We start from the raw sequence: 14,253 nt of genomic DNA, 5'->3' as shown, positions 1-14,253 counted from the left end.
ATAAGAACGCTCTCCCCTGAATTTCGGGTCTTGATGGGCTATTCAACTTTGCTCATCAGGACCTTGTCGATCCGCCGACCATCAAGGTCGACCACTTCAAAGCGCCACCCGTCAATGGTAAAGTTCTCCCCCTCATTGGGAAGCCGATTGATCGCCGACAATACATAGCCGGCAACCGTCTCATATTTTGCGTCGCGCGATATCGGAATTCCCAGCTTGTCGCCGAACTCATCCACCGGCATCCAGCCTGCCACGAGATACGAACCATCCTCGCGACGCACCAGCGCGGGATCATCGCCCGTTTCCTCCTGGAAGACCCCGGTGATGACTTCAAGAATGTCACCCGACGTCACAATGCCTTCGAAATGGCCATATTCGTCTACTACCAGCGCCATATGGACCGTTGAATTGCGGATGGCGCGGACAACATCCAACGCATCCGCATGATCCATCACCACAGGGACCGGACGCACATATTTGCGGGTATCGAGGGGCTGCCCGTTGGCAAAAACGCTAAGCAGATCAGTGATTGCGACCACACCGATGATCGAGATCGGCATCGCCATCCTGAACGAGCAAACGCGACCTGTGCGTCGCCAGTATGGTCTTGCGGATTTCGTCGGCCTCATCTGAAAGATCAATCAGTTCCACATCAAGTCGCGGCGTCATTAATCCACGCGCAGAGCGATCTGCCAGCCGCATCACGCCCGATATCATTGAATGTTCATCGCTTTCAATGACACCTGCGGTTGTTGCTTCAGCGATGATGGTTTTAACCTCCTCCTCGGTAACCGTATCTTCCCCTTCGCCATGCTGGCGCAAAATCCGCAACACGGCCGTTCCGGATATGTCGAGAATGAAAACAATCGGGGCACCAATTTTGGCCAACATTTCCATGGCGGGCGCAACGCGTGCGGCCACGCGTTCAGGATCACGAAGGGCGATCTGTTTGGGAACCAACTCGCCCAGTATTAGGGAAATATAGGTGATGCTGACGACGACCAGACCAACGCCAAGCACACTCGAAATACTGGGAGACACTCCCACGGTAAGCAACCAATGACTAAGCCTTAGCCCCAGCGTTGCTCCAGAGAATGCCCCGGAAAGAACACCAACGAGCGTAATGCCAATCTGAACTGACGACAAAAACCGTCCCGGATTATCTGCCAACCGCAGCGCAACACCAGCCCCCAGATTTCCCTGATCGGCAAGAACCCTCAGGCGCGCCGTCCGAGCGGAAACAACCGCCAACTCGGACATGGACAACAAACCATTGGTGATGGTTAGGACGACAACGATCAGGATTTCGGCGAACAAGGGCTTTACTTGGTTGGCGGCCCCGCACTCAGCATCGGGTCACTCTGGGCGCGCTAGTTATATCGAAAAATTGCACAGATGCACTATGGGCGGCGCGAATTCGGCGCCGGGTCACCCATCAAATATTCTACCCTATCCGCCGCTTACTCGGATCGAAATATGGATTTTCACTTCCCGCACGAACCCAGAGCCGGATTGGCGTCCCTTGAATATCAAACGCCTCGCGCAATCCGTTGGTGAGATAGCGCAAGTATGAAGTTGGCAGCGCGTCCGGGCGTGAGGCAAAAAGGATAAAACTGGGCGGACGGGTTTTCGCCTGTGTCATGTAGCGAATTTTGAGACGACGCCCCGAAACAGCCGGCGGCGGATGCCCCTCGATCATTCCCTGCAACCAGCGATTAAGACGCGCTGTGGAAACGTGCGAGTTCCAGCTTCGCTCGATCTTGAAAATCGCCGCCATAAGCTTGTCGATATTACGCCCTTGCAATCCCGACAATGTCACCATCGGTATGCCGCGCAATTGTGGCAGCAAGCGCTCGCAGGATTCACGCAATGCCGCCAGCGTTGCATTCTTGTCTTCAATCAGATCCCACTTGTTGATTGCAATGACCATTGCCCGGCCCTCGCGCTCAACCAGATCGGCCAATTGCAGATCCTGCTTTTCAAATGGCATTGTCGCGTCAATCATCAGCACCACGACTTCTGCGTACTGAATGGAACGCAAACTGTCGCCAACAGCCAGTTTTTCTAGTTTCTGGGTAACACGGGACCGCCGGCGAATGCCTGCTGTATCCACCAGATTGATGACGCGCCCCTCCCATTCCCACGGCACCAGAATGCTGTCGCGGGTAATGCCAGCCTCGGGCCCGACCAGCACACGGTCCTCGCCGACCAGCCGGTTGACCAATGTGGATTTTCCCGCGTTTGGGCGACCGACAATGGCCACATTCAAGAAACGCTTGGGATTCCAGCGAAGCGTTGCCTCTTCGCCCTCCCCCTCAAGCATGTCCTCGGTGATATCGACATCAACTTCGGGCATTTCTTCGAGGTTGCGACTTTGAACGGCGCTGATGGACGCTGCGGCCTCGTCGATAGCCTTTGAAACAATCGAATAGAGTTCCGATAAGCCCAATCCGTGTTCAGCTGAAAGTGGGATGGGTTCACCAAATCCCAACTTGAAGCCTTCAACCAGCCCCGCTTCGGCGGCAGTACTTTCGGCCTTATTCCCGACCAGATGAACAACCTTTCCAGCCTTGCGCAAGACTTGGGCAAACCGCTGATCGAGAGGAACAACGCCCGCACGCGCATCAATCATAAACAATATGACGTCCGCTTCACGAATTGCCAGTTCGGTTTGCTGGCGCATCCGGTCTTCGAGGCTGCCGTCCTTGATATCTTCATACCCAGCGGTGTCGAGCACCCGAAAGGTGAGATCGGCGATACGGCCCTCCGCCTCGCGGCGATCTCGCGTCACCCCGGGGGTATCGTCAACCAGAGCGATCTTTCGTCCCACGAGCCGATTGAAAAGCGTGGACTTGCCAACATTTGGCCGTCCGACGATAGCAACAGTAACGGTCATGACTTTGATGTCCAATCAGTCAGCAGTGTTACCGAAATCATTCGGTTGGTACTGACTCAGGCGCTGCGGGTGAATCGGCAGCGTCAGAATTACCGTTGAGCACGCTCTCAATTTCATCGGCTTTGCTGGTTGGCGCCTCTGGAGGAATCGCCCCTTCAGAAAGCAGTTGAGCCAGATAATAGCTCATGCGGTTTCGCACGCTGCTCTGGCTGCGCGGATCATCAACGACGGCCTGAAAATTGGCGCGAGCCGCATCAAAATCACCAGCCTTGTATTGAGCCAGGCCCAAGGCCTCCCGCGCGGCATTGCGCATCGGCCCACCTTCGGCAGCAAGTGTGGATACGCGCGCTTCAACGTCAGACAGAGAGCCGCCGTCAACTAGCAAATTTCCCGCCAACACCAATGCCAATTCGCGCAGCCGCGGATTGGTTTCGTTGTTTGCCAAAGTGTCATAGGCTGCAATTGCTGCTTCACTCTTGCCATCTTTGGCGAGCAAGCCGGCATCGCGGAAACGCGCCAATGTTGGATACCCCCCGAACCATTGGCCATCAAATCATCCAGAATGGTTTCTGCCTTGGCAGAATCGCCTCCGTCTACGGCGTCGAACGCCGCGTAAAGCTTGTCCGAAGATTGTGCGGCATTGGAGGACTGATACCAGCTCCATCCTTCATTGACTGCAACCAGCACGACGACACCGACAGCGGCCCCAATGACCAGTGGCGCGAAGCGTTTCCACAGCGCACGCATGCGATCGGAACGCAGTTCTTCGTCAACTTCGCGGAAAATATTGTCCTGGGACATGGAACGCCTTGAATATGGAGCATGCAATTGGCGCGCACCATAATGTCGCAATGTCATGAAAGCAATTGGAGCCTACGGCAAACTTGATCAATCGGGCAGCCGACTCTTGTTTCGGCCTTCAGTTGAACCTTTCAGAACCCAATTGGCCAACGTTCCAAGACGGACACCATCAATATGAGCTGATTTCACGTCCGTCGTTGACCGGCTGTATGGAATGGGCTTGCCGGTTTCGCGTGTCAGCGACACGCCAGTTTCGTATATTGTCGCCCGGAGAAAAACCCATTCCACGGCAACGGTTTCGACTTGTTCCTCCTAGCGCCTGCACCTACCATTTGTGCATTAAACCAAATTATGGCCGATGATGAAAAACCACCCCGACATGATATCCGCAATCGGCAATACGCCATTGATCCGACTAAATCAGGCCTCCAAGGAAACGGGATGCGAGATTTGGGGCAAGGCGGAATTTCTGAATCCCGGTCAGTCGGTCAAGGATCGCGCAGCGCTTTATATTATTCGCGACGCTATCGCCTCGGGCGCCTTGAAACCCGGCGGTACCATTGTCGAGGGCACGGCAGGCAATACCGGCATCGGGTTGACGCTTGTTGCCAATGCGCTGGGGTATAAATCGGTCATCGTCATCCCCAATACGCAGAGCCAGGAAAAGAAAGATGCCCTGCGGCTCTATGGCGCTGAATTGATTGAAGTCCCCGCCAAGCCTTACCGTAATCCCAACAATTACATCAAGGTTTCCGCGCGGCTGGCCGAAAAGCTGAACCGCGAACTGCCCAACGGCGCAGTTTGGGCAAACCAGTTTGACAACACAGCCAACCGCCGCGCCCACGCAGAAACAACGGGTCCCGAAATTTGGCAGCAGACTGACGGCAGGATCGATGGCTTTATCTGCGCAGTTGGATCGGGAGGCACACTCGCAGGTGTCGCCGAGGCGCTTCGTGCCAGAAATCCTGAAATAATAATCGGCCTGGCCGATCCCGAGGGGGCGGCGCTTTTTAGCTACTACACGACGGGTGAGCTGAAATCGTCCGGTGGCAGCATCAGCGAGGGTATCGGTCAGGGCCGCATTACGGCAAATCTTGAAGGGCTGGAGATAGACAATCCCTATCAAATTTCCGATGCCGAAGCCCTACCATATATCTTCGATTTGCTTACGGACGAGGGTCTTTGCGTCGGCGGCTCCAGCGCCATTAATATTGCAGGCGCGGTCAAAATGGCCAAGGACCTAGGCCCCGGCAAGACCATCGTCACGATGCTTTGCGACTACGGCAACCGCTATCAATCCAAATTGTTCAACCCCGATTTTTTACGATCCAAAAATTTACCCGTTCCTGATTGGCTCGAGCGCGCCTCCGATATTGATATCGCCCAGCTCTATGAAACCGAACCCGCCTGAGCGCCGGTTGTAAGCCAGTCCATTCCTGATAAGCTGACGTTGAATGTAACGAATTGATGGAAAAGCAGTGTTCGGCATCGACGACGTTCTGCGCGCCTTCGCCGCAGACTACTATTTGATCGCCGTCGTGCTAACCGCCGTCTATTTTCTCGCGGTTGTGTGCGCTTTTCGCGAAATCATGAACTCACGCACTTCCCAAGGGTCAATCGCATGGCTCTTGTCACTAGCCCTATTGCCATTTCCAACCGTCATTTTTTATCTGATTTTTGGCTGGAAATTTTTTGACGACTATGCCACCGACCGGCTGAAAAACGGACGCTCCCAACGACCACTCCGGGCCAAGGATCTTGCGTTGATCGATCGAGAAACTGGCGCACAATGGCCAGTGCTCCAGAATGTTTCCGAGGTGCCTTTTTTGGCCGGCAATGCCGTTGAATTACTCGTCGATGGCAAGGCAACCTTTGATTCAATTTTCGAGGGCATTTCATCCGCCCAATCCTATCTGCTCGTGCAATTCTACATTGTACGCGACGATCGATTGGGCCGGGAGCTCGCCGAACGATTGATAGAACGCGCCAACGCCGGCGTCCGCGTATTCCTGCTTTATGACGATGTGGGCAGCAATGGCATGCCCAAGGCCTATCGGCATCGTCTTCGCGAAGCCGGCATTAGGGTCTCAGGCTTCAACCACCGGCACAAATTTTTGCGGTTTTATGGCCCCACCCGCATCAACTATCGCAATCATCGCAAAATTGTTGTCGCCGACGGGAAAAGTGCCTGGGTCGGCGGTCATAATGTCGGGGTTGAATATCTGGGCGAAGATGAAAAACTTGGGCGCTGGCGCGACACGCATGCACGCGTCGAAGGTCCCGCTGCGCTGGCGTGTGCTTTGCTATTTCGCGAGGACTGGCAATGGGCAACCGGCGAACTCCTTCCAGCAAATCCCCCACACGAAGTACCCACGCCCGGAGACAATTCGGTACTCGTCATGGGAACCGGCCCAGCCGACAAACTCGAAGAATGCGCCATTGCCTTTACCGACGTCATCGCCCAGGCGCGCGAACGTTTGTGGATTGTCAGCCCCTATTTTGTTCCCGATACCGATGTCAGAACGGCGCTTTACGCGGCCCAGTTAAGAGGCGTTGACGTGCGCATCATGCTGCCCGAAAAGCCCGACCATCTACTTGTTTATCTGGCCAGCATCGCCCACGCTGACGCCATGGTCAGTCACGGCATCTCGATGTACCGCTACACCACAGGATTTCTTCACCAGAAAGTTCTGTTGATGGACGACCGGATCGCCAGCATCGGCAGCGTCAATTTCGACAACCGATCATTTGCGATCAATTTCGAAATTACCCTCTGGTTTGCCAACTCCGATACGATCTCGAGAATTGAAACCATGCTTCTGGGCGATTTTGCCAATTGCCGCAAAGTCGAGTTGGATGAAGTAAAAAACCGCCCATGGGCTGCCCATTTTGCTGCTCAAGCTGCAAAATTGCTCTCGCCCGTGCTTTAATACGTGGGGTTAGCGGATAGGTGGCGCATACATTTGCCCACCATTGCTCCAAAGCGCGTTCTGGCCACGCAGTAGAGCTGCCCCGGTCTGCGGACCAAAATTGCGGTCGTATAGTTCGCCATAATTGCCGACAGCCCGGATCGCGTCTTTCATGAACGTCGCGGACAATCCAAGCGGTTTGCCATAATCCCCTTCCGTGCCCAATATCCGGCGTACACCTTGCGTCCGCGCTGCCGAAAGCGAGTCTATATTGAGCGAGGTTATGCCCACCTCTTCTGCATTGATGAGCGCAAAAACAGTCCATTGAACAATCTTGAACCACTGATCGTCGTCGACACGGACCACCGGTCCCAGCAGCTCCTTAGAAATGCGTTCAGGCAAGATGCGATGATTGGCCGGATCTGGCAAACTACGACGAACAACCTGCAACTGGCGCGCGGGCGCCGAAACTCCCTTACAAAGCCCCGCCCGATAGGCGACGCCCAGATCGGCAACGTCCTCGTATAGAATTTCGGTGTAACTGGCTTGGTTGGAAAAGAAAAAATCCTGCAACTGCGACTGCTCGTCGCCCCCGTCGAGCACGCAGATCGAAATATTGTCCAGCTCATACGCCGAAACCGCACCCAATGACTGGGGCACCATGAAGGCCTGTCCATCAAAGAATGACGTCGTCACATAGCGCACGCCGAAAACGCTATCGCGCTTCTGCGTCCACGGTCCATCACGCGTCATAACGTCAATATCGCCGGTCTGCAGTGGCGCAAACCGTGACTCACCTGGCAAGGGACGAAACTCGATCATGTCGGGATTCCCAAAAATGGCTGCGGCAATCCCGCGGCAGAGATCGACGTCGAATCCAGACCAACGCCCATTGGCGTCTTGCTCGGAAAACCCCGGCAACGCTGCATTTGCACCACAAATCAGAAAGCCGCGCTCGCGGACCGTCTCAAGCGTAGTGGCCCAAGCGCTGGCCTGGACAATCATCAAATATCCAATGCAGATGAGAATGATGCGCGCAGCGCCAACCACTCTTGCTTTCATGATCTACGCCAACGCCATACTAGAAATGTGCCTTCCCATACCGCCATATTGGCAAGCGCATGGCCGGGGTCAAGCACCAACCCCCCAATTGCCTCGCAACACACAGAACAAAGCCATCCCGACCGGAATCAGGATGGCTACTTGTTTCTCCAACCTGGCGGCTAATGCAAAATCTGACTCAGGAACAACTTCGTACGTTCGTGTTGGGGGTTCGAGAAGAACTCTTCCGGTTCGTTTTGCTCGATGACCTGGCCCTGGTCCATAAAGATCACGCGGTTGGCAACCTGACGTGCAAACCCCATCTCGTGGGTAACGCAAATCATCGTCATGCCTTCTTCAGCCAGCCCCACCATGACATCCAGCACTTCCTTGATCATTTCGGGATCAAGCGCCGAGGTCGGCTCGTCAAACAGCATGATCTTGGGATTCATGCACAGCGAGCGGGCGATTGCCACGCGCTGCTGTTGACCACCCGACAATTGGCCTGGGAATTTAAGCGCCTGCTCCGGAATTTTGACCCGCTCCAGAAAATGCATGGCAGTTGCCTCAGCTTCCGCCTTGGGAGTCCCACGTACCCAGATCGGCGCCAAAGTACAATTTTCCAAAATGGAAAGATGCGGAAACAGGTTAAAGTGCTGGAACACCATCCCCACTTCGCGCCGCACTTCATCGACACGCTTCAAATCGCTGGTCAGTTCGACATCATTAACAATGATTTGACCCTTTTGATGCTCCTCGAGTCGGTTGACGCACCGGATCAGTGTCGACTTACCCGACCCTGAAGGGCCGGCAATGACGATACGCTCGCCGCGCATGACCCGCAGATTAATGTCCCGCAGCACATGAAAATCGCCATACCACTTGTGCATGCCAACAATATCTATTGCGACATCGGTGTCGGAAACCGTCATCTTTGAGCGGTCTACTCCAGTCAGCACTTCGCCTGTTTCTTGAACGCTCATCTGCGCTACCTCTTATGTCCGGTGTCAAGTCGACGCTCTGTAAAGATCGAGTAGCGCGACATCGAAAAGCAAAATATCCAGAATACCATTGCTGCGAAAATATAGCCGGTAATCGCCTGATGCGGTCCCGCCCATTTTAGGTCAGAGCTGGACGATTGAACCGTCTGCAACAGGTCAAAAATGCCCACGATAGACACAAGTGACGTATCCTTGAACAACGCAATGAAGCTATTCACGATGCCCGGAATGACGTGTTTCAGGGCCTGCGGTAAAATAATGAGCAACATGGATTTCCAGTAGTTCAGACCCATAGCGCTCGCCGCTTCATATTGGCCACGTGGCAAAGCCTGCAAACCGCCGCGCACAACCTCGGCAAGGTAAGCAGCCGAGAATAGTGAAACCCCAACAAGGGCACGCAGCAACTTGTCGACGGTCATCCCGGTTGGAACGAACAAGGGCAACATTACCGAGGCCATAAATAGAACCGTAATCAGCGGCACCGCGCGCCAGAGCTCGATGAACATGATGCTGAGCGTCTTGATGACCGGCAGATTTGATTGCCGACCCAACGCCAGAACTATTCCGATCGGCAAACTAACCACAATCCCCGTGATCCCGATAATAAGGGTAACGGTCAATCCACCCCAATTCTCGGTGGGCACGGACTGAAGTCCAAATATGCCGCCGTTGAGCAAAATGAACGCCACGATCGGATAGATCACGAAGAACAGGATTGCATTGAGCACTTTGCCTGGAAGATCCAGCCAAAGCAGGGGCACGATTAGAATGATGCCGAGCACAAAGCAGATGTTTACCCGCCACTGTTCCTCCATCGGATAAAATCCGTATATGAAGAAATTGATGCGCGCCCAGATGAACGCCCAGCATGCCCCCGCTCCTTCGACACGGCAGGTCTCGCCGTTCTCAGCAATGAAAACAGCCTTGCCGATCAGAAAATTGTAGAGCGGTGGGACAGCCCATACCAGCAGCAGCACCCCAAGGACCGTGAGCAACGAATTTCCCGGCGTGGAGAACAGGTTTTTCCGCATCCAGCCGACAAAGCCGACGCTGGTGCCCGGCGCGGGCGCCTCGGCTTCCATTTCCGTGCGAACGTAGTTGAATGATTGAACAACCATCTTGTTGCCCCTACCGCTCAACCAGCGCGACGCGCGCGTTGTACCAGTTCATGAATGCCGACGTGAGCAACGACAGCGTCAAGTAAACCATCATGGTCACAAACACGACCTCGATGGCGCGACCCGTCTGATTTAGCGTCGTTCCCATGAATACCGATACGAGTTCGGGATAACCGATAGCTGCGGCCAAAGACGAGTTCTTCGTCAGATTGAGATACTGGCTCGTCAACGGTGGAATGATGACACGCATTGCCTGTGGAATGACCACAAGACGCAGCCTGTCCCCTTCTTTCAGTCCAAGTGCCGCTGCTGCCTCCGTTTGACCGTGGCTGACGGCTTGGATACCCGAACGTACAATTTCAGCAATGAAGGTGGACGTATAAAGGATCAGCCCCACGAGAAGCGCCACGAACTCAGGTGGCAACGAAATACCTCCCTTGAAGTTAAAGCCAGCAAGCTTGGGAACATCCAACCCGACATTTGTGCCTGATATCAGCCAGACAATGGCCGGCAGCACAATAAGGACAGCCAAACTGGTAATAAGGGTAGGAAATCTCTGCCCTGTAGCCTCTAGACGTTTGCGCGCCCACTTCGCGAGCACAATGCCCCCGGCTATTGCCACAACGATTGCAATCACGACCAGAAAGAATTTGTCGTCAAAGACCGGCCGCGGAATATTGAGGCCGCGATTGTTGAGTGCAAACTCGCCGAAGAAAATGAAGCTCTGCTTGACCGATGGCATGGCTTTGAGAACAGCAAAATACCAAAAGAACAACTGCAGCAGCAATGGAATATTCCGCAGCGTCTCGATATAAACGACCGCCAAGCGCGAAATGATCCAGTTGCTCGACAATCTGGCAATGCCGAGGATGAAACCCCAGATCGTAGCGAAAATGATACCGAGTAGGGACACAAGCAATGTGTTCAGCAGCCCGACCACAAATGCCTGCCAATATTCGGACGCTCGGCTATAGGGAATAAGTGTAAAAAAGATATCAAAGCCCGAAGTCGCAAAGAAGAAATCGAACCCGGTGGTCTTGTTCTGGCGCGCCAGGTTTTCAGCAGTGTTCTGGGCGATAAACCAGAAGAAAACGAGTACGACCAAAGCCACGATTAGCTGGTAAATTCGGCCACGAATGACTGGATCATTAAAGAATGAAGTTTGTGGCGCCGGAGCGCGCTCTGAGTCCTGTGCGGCCATACAACCCCCGTTAGGTGCAACCGTGACTTGATGAATTCCGAGCCAATTTGCCCAATGGCGTCGAAACGAAAGACCCGGCTCTCATTGAAAGCCGGGTCAAAGTCTTAAGTCTTAACGGATGGGCGGAGCATACTGGATGCCACCCTGCGTCCAGAGCGCGTTGATACCGCGATCCAGACCAATTGGGGTATTTGGACCAACATGGCGTTCATAGATTTCGCCATAGTTGCCGACATGTTTGATGATGTTGTACGCCCAGCTTTTGTCCAGACCAAGCGGCGTGCCGAAGTCGCCTTCGACACCCAGGATACGCTTGATCGAAGGATTGTCGGAACCGAGCATCTCATCAACGTTTGCCTGGGTGATACCAAGCTCTTCAGCGTTGAGCAGTGCGAAATATACCCAACGGGCGATGTTGAACCACGTGTCGTCGCCTTGACGAACTGATGGGCCAAGCGGCTCCTTGGAAATGATTTCGGGCAGGATCTTGTAGTCATCGGGAACGGCAAACTTGGTGCGTTCCGATGCCAGTGCCGAAGAGTCAGTGGTGTAAACGTCGCAACGGCCGTCTTCGAAAGCCTTCACAACTTCATCCTGATCCACAAACACGATTGGATCATATTCCAAACCGTTGGCTGCGAAAAAGTCGGCTGCGTTGAGTTCGGTTGTTGTTCCCGATTCAATACAAACGGCTGCGCCGGACAAGTCGAGCGCCGAATCAATGCCATCTGCCTTACGAACCATAAAGCCCTGCCCATCGTAGAACATGGTGCCAGCAAAGTTGATACCCAGCGTGGTATCGCGGCTCATCGTCCATGTCGTCGTGCGCGACAAAATGTCGATTTCGCCTGAAGACAGAGCGGCAAAACGTTCGGTCGAGGTCAATGGTGTGTAGCGGACTGCATCAGCATCATTGAAGATGGCGGCGGCAACGGCGCGACAATAATCGACTTCAAGACCGGACCAGTTATTGTCGGCATCCGGCGCAGAAAAACCAGCGACGCCGCCGGTAACACCACACTGAACGTATCCCTTGGCTTTGACATCGGCCAGCGTATCAGCGTAGGCCGCCGTCGCCGTAAGGCTGAGTGTCGCAGCCAACGCAATAGTAACGAGCTTTTTTTGCATGTTTATGCCTTTTGTTTCCTGTCCCTCTCACCAAATGCAAATGCCGACATTGTTTGCCGGTCAATTGCATGGTGGCTCCCACCGTCTTTATCGACATGCGGGATGCTGATATGCATCGAAACCTCTATTGACGGTTACGTCAAGGCCAGAAGCTGACATGCGACAGTACTACTGACTTTTATTTAGCCGTTTTCCGGGAATGATTTGATTTTGTGCAGGACTTTTTCATGAGCCATGACAATTCTGACGAGTGTTTCCAAGAATCGCTCGAGACCATCCTCACGCATACTGGACGCAATCCCGTGGAACAGTTCGGGTTCGTCAACACGCCAGTGTATCGCGGCTCGACAGTATTGTTCAAAACGCTGGCAGATTTGCAGGCACAGTCCCAGCCATTTCTCTACGGTCGTGCCGGCAATCCAACCACTCAGGGCGTCGAAGAAATCATTACCCGCCTCGAAGGCGCGTATCGCACGAGATTGGTACCATCGGGCCTTTCTGCTATAACAGTAGCGCTTTTGAGTTGCGTATCAGCCGGTGATGAAATCCTCATGACTGACAGCGCCTACGATCCATCCCGCAAGTTTGCTGACGGCTTTCTGACCCGCATGGGCGTTAGTGTTCGCTATTTTAATCCTCGCATCGGCGAAGGAATCGGCGAATTGATTTCGCCCAAGACCAAGGTCATTTTGGCCGAAAGCCCTGGGTCGCTGACCTTTGAAATCCAGGATATCCCCGCCTTGTCGCGCGTTGCTAAACCCGCCGGAATAAAAATGATCGTCGACAACAGCTGGGCCAGCCCGCTTTATTGCCAGCCGCTCAAGCTTGGTGCCGATATCGTCGTGCACGCCGGCACCAAAATGTTCGTGGGCCATTCCGATGCCTTTGCGGGAACAATTTCTGCAAACGAACAATGCTGGGAACACATAGAAAAAACCCGTGCGGCGCTCGGCTTCTTCACCTCCGGGGATGACGCTTTTCTGGTCGCTAGAGGCCTGCGCACTTTAGCCATCCGCATGAAGGAGCATCAGGAGCGGGCTTTGGAGATCGCCCGCTGGCTTGAAACACAGCCCGAAGTAGAATCGGTATTCCATCCCGCGCTCCCAAGCCATTCAGATCACGCCCTTTGGCAACGTGATTTTACCGGTTCGGGTAGCCTGTTTTCTGTTCTTCTCAAACCAGCGCCGCGCGCATCGGTCGCAGCCTTCGTGGATCATATGAAACTATTCAGCATGGGCTATTCATGGGGAGGCTACGAGAGCCTCTGCCTGCCTATAAAGCCAAGCCGTACAGTAGTGCCGTGGGATCGACCCGGCAATCTGTTCCGTTTGCATGTCGGATTTGAAGGCGTCGAAGACCTCAAGGCCGATCTTGAAGCAGCGATTATCCGCTATGGCCGAGCGCGCTGAAACAGGCGCGGCAAAGCTTCCATCGGCTGGCGCTGAATAGTGCCATCCGGCGCCCGTTTAAATATCCACTCTTTTGAAGCGAAAAAATTGCGCACCGCATAGGCGCCCAATGTGCCCACAACCATGCCACCCAGAACATCGGTTGGATAATGCGCGCCAACCGGCACGCGAGAAATACCAACAGCGATTGCAATGACCAGAAACGGCACAAATAACCGCGGCGCCAGAAACCCGACCACAAATGCCAGCGCCATTGCCGTCGTCGCATGGCCAGAGGGAAAACTCTGATGTGTCCAGTCATTCAAGACATTTTGAAAATTGAACGCCCCCATCTCATCAAACAATACCGGGCGTCCCCGCCCAATGATTCGCTTGATCAGATTGGACGCCAACCCCGGCAATCCGACCCCAAGCAGGATAAACGCAGAATAAAGCCTGACCTCCAGCGCCACCAGGCGCCCCTGCCCGCGCAGAGCCGTTCCGGCCGCAAGGGATAGGAGAAGGACAATCAAACTGGGAATCAGCACCCAATCTGACAGGCCATAGTCTGTTATGACAAAAAACGGCTGTCGCCAGGCGTCAGGCCAGTGAATGGCCCCTTGCGACAGAGAAACGTCAAAGCCGACGACAATCGCGAGAAGAACAACAAACCCCACCGCAAAAAGCGGCCAGTTGCGCGAATTCAGCCCCAGCGGCCAACGTGAAGTAAGATTTGTCATAGCGGTCTTTTCGGATTCCCACCGGGTTTC

The 14,253-nt window shown here is 54.2% G+C and carries 11 protein-coding genes and 2 pseudogenes; 3 read left to right on the top strand and 10 right to left on the bottom strand.

The genetic code is table 11. The annotated features are described in order from the left end of the window. Nucleotides 1-38: 38 nt before the first annotated feature. The 4 genes and pseudogenes from PSQ90_RS15135 to PSQ90_RS17170 form a co-directional block, all read right to left on the bottom strand. A pseudogene (locus PSQ90_RS15135) lies at nucleotides 39-1,317 on the bottom strand (hemolysin family protein). Between the two features lie 127 nt (nucleotides 1,318-1,444). Next, nucleotides 1,445-2,896 (bottom strand): ribosome biogenesis GTPase Der, encoded by a 1,452-nt coding sequence (der, locus tag PSQ90_RS15130; protein ID WP_282211104.1) that lies wholly within the window; start codon nucleotides 2,894-2,896, stop codon nucleotides 1,445-1,447. 37 nt (nucleotides 2,897-2,933) lie between these two features. Beyond that, the gene (locus tag PSQ90_RS15125) at nucleotides 2,934-3,416 is read right to left on the bottom strand and encodes a hypothetical protein (protein ID WP_282211103.1); all 483 of its coding nucleotides are present in this window, start codon (nucleotides 3,414-3,416) and stop codon (nucleotides 2,934-2,936) included. A 77-nt stretch (nucleotides 3,417-3,493) separates the two neighbouring features. Then, nucleotides 3,494-3,643 (bottom strand): annotated as a pseudogene (locus PSQ90_RS17170) (tetratricopeptide repeat protein); the annotation flags it as partial. A gap of 415 nt (nucleotides 3,644-4,058) precedes the next feature. Between PSQ90_RS17170 and PSQ90_RS15115 the strand changes: the two are divergent. Further along, the gene (locus PSQ90_RS15115) at nucleotides 4,059-5,108 is read left to right on the top strand and encodes a cysteine synthase A (protein WP_282213086.1); all 1,050 of its coding nucleotides are present in this window, start codon (nucleotides 4,059-4,061) and stop codon (nucleotides 5,106-5,108) included. A 67-nt stretch (nucleotides 5,109-5,175) separates the two neighbouring features. After that, nucleotides 5,176-6,627: a cardiolipin synthase gene (cls, locus tag PSQ90_RS15110; protein WP_282211101.1), complete on the top strand. Its 1,452-nt coding sequence runs from the start codon at nucleotides 5,176-5,178 to the stop codon at nucleotides 6,625-6,627. A gap of 9 nt (nucleotides 6,628-6,636) precedes the next feature. Here the strand turns inward: cls and PSQ90_RS15105 are convergent, their stop codons facing one another. From PSQ90_RS15105 to PSQ90_RS15085, 5 genes are all read right to left on the bottom strand, one after another. Then, on the bottom strand, nucleotides 6,637-7,668 hold the full coding sequence (locus PSQ90_RS15105) for a transporter substrate-binding domain-containing protein (RefSeq protein WP_282211100.1): 1,032 nt from the start codon (nucleotides 7,666-7,668) through the stop codon (nucleotides 6,637-6,639). A gap of 161 nt (nucleotides 7,669-7,829) precedes the next feature. Further along, nucleotides 7,830-8,630, bottom strand: coding sequence for an amino acid ABC transporter ATP-binding protein (locus PSQ90_RS15100; RefSeq protein WP_282211099.1), 801 nt, complete (start codon nucleotides 8,628-8,630; stop codon nucleotides 7,830-7,832). A 5-nt stretch (nucleotides 8,631-8,635) separates the two neighbouring features. After that, nucleotides 8,636-9,766 carry an amino acid ABC transporter permease gene (locus PSQ90_RS15095; protein WP_282211098.1) on the bottom strand — a complete coding sequence of 377 codons (1,131 nt, stop codon included), beginning with the start codon at nucleotides 9,764-9,766 and terminating at the stop codon, nucleotides 8,636-8,638. Between the two features lie 10 nt (nucleotides 9,767-9,776). Further along, nucleotides 9,777-10,967 (bottom strand): amino acid ABC transporter permease, encoded by a 1,191-nt coding sequence (locus PSQ90_RS15090; RefSeq protein ID WP_282211097.1) that lies wholly within the window; start codon nucleotides 10,965-10,967, stop codon nucleotides 9,777-9,779. 111 nt (nucleotides 10,968-11,078) lie between these two features. After that, on the bottom strand, nucleotides 11,079-12,095 hold the full coding sequence (locus PSQ90_RS15085; RefSeq protein ID WP_282211096.1) for an amino acid ABC transporter substrate-binding protein: 1,017 nt from the start codon (nucleotides 12,093-12,095) through the stop codon (nucleotides 11,079-11,081). Nucleotides 12,096-12,322: 227 nt separating this feature from the next. Here PSQ90_RS15085 and metC point away from each other — a divergent pair, with 227 nt between their 5' ends. After that, nucleotides 12,323-13,504 carry a cystathionine beta-lyase gene (metC, locus tag PSQ90_RS15080; protein WP_282211095.1) on the top strand — a complete coding sequence of 394 codons (1,182 nt, stop codon included), beginning with the start codon at nucleotides 12,323-12,325 and terminating at the stop codon, nucleotides 13,502-13,504. Here metC and PSQ90_RS15075 read toward each other — a convergent pair. Next, a complete protein-coding gene (locus PSQ90_RS15075) occupies nucleotides 13,486-14,223 on the bottom strand; it encodes a phosphatase PAP2 family protein (protein WP_282211094.1) in 738 nt (245 codons plus the stop codon). The genes metC and PSQ90_RS15075 overlap by 19 nt on opposite strands. Between the last annotated feature and the right edge of the window lie 30 nt (nucleotides 14,224-14,253).

The sequence above is a fragment of the Devosia rhodophyticola genome, from assembly GCF_028816475.1.
In the GTDB taxonomy this organism is placed as follows: Bacteria; Pseudomonadota; Alphaproteobacteria; order Rhizobiales; family Devosiaceae; genus Devosia; species Devosia rhodophyticola.
This window is presented reverse-complemented; position numbering and strand designations above follow the sequence as displayed.

Bases quoted from the DNA above. Each gene is read 5' to 3' on its own strand.
- der (WP_282211104.1), bottom strand. From the start codon at position 2,896: ATGACCGTTACTGTTGCTATCGTCGGACGGCCAAATGTTGGCAAGTCC.
- PSQ90_RS15115 (WP_282213086.1), top strand. From the start codon at position 4,059: ATGAAAAACCACCCCGACATGATATCCGCAATCGGCAATACGCCATTG.
- PSQ90_RS15105 (WP_282211100.1), bottom strand. From the start codon at position 7,668: ATGAAAGCAAGAGTGGTTGGCGCTGCGCGCATCATTCTCATCTGCATT.
- PSQ90_RS15100 (WP_282211099.1), bottom strand. From the start codon at position 8,630: ATGAGCGTTCAAGAAACAGGCGAAGTGCTGACTGGAGTAGACCGCTCA.
- PSQ90_RS15095 (WP_282211098.1), bottom strand. From the start codon at position 9,766: ATGGTTGTTCAATCATTCAACTACGTTCGCACGGAAATGGAAGCCGAG.
- PSQ90_RS15090 (WP_282211097.1), bottom strand. From the start codon at position 10,967: ATGGCCGCACAGGACTCAGAGCGCGCTCCGGCGCCACAAACTTCATTC.
- PSQ90_RS15085 (WP_282211096.1), bottom strand. From the start codon at position 12,095: ATGCAAAAAAAGCTCGTTACTATTGCGTTGGCTGCGACACTCAGCCTT.
- metC (WP_282211095.1), top strand. From the start codon at position 12,323: ATGAGCCATGACAATTCTGACGAGTGTTTCCAAGAATCGCTCGAGACC.
- PSQ90_RS15075 (WP_282211094.1), bottom strand. From the start codon at position 14,223: ATGACAAATCTTACTTCACGTTGGCCGCTGGGGCTGAATTCGCGCAAC.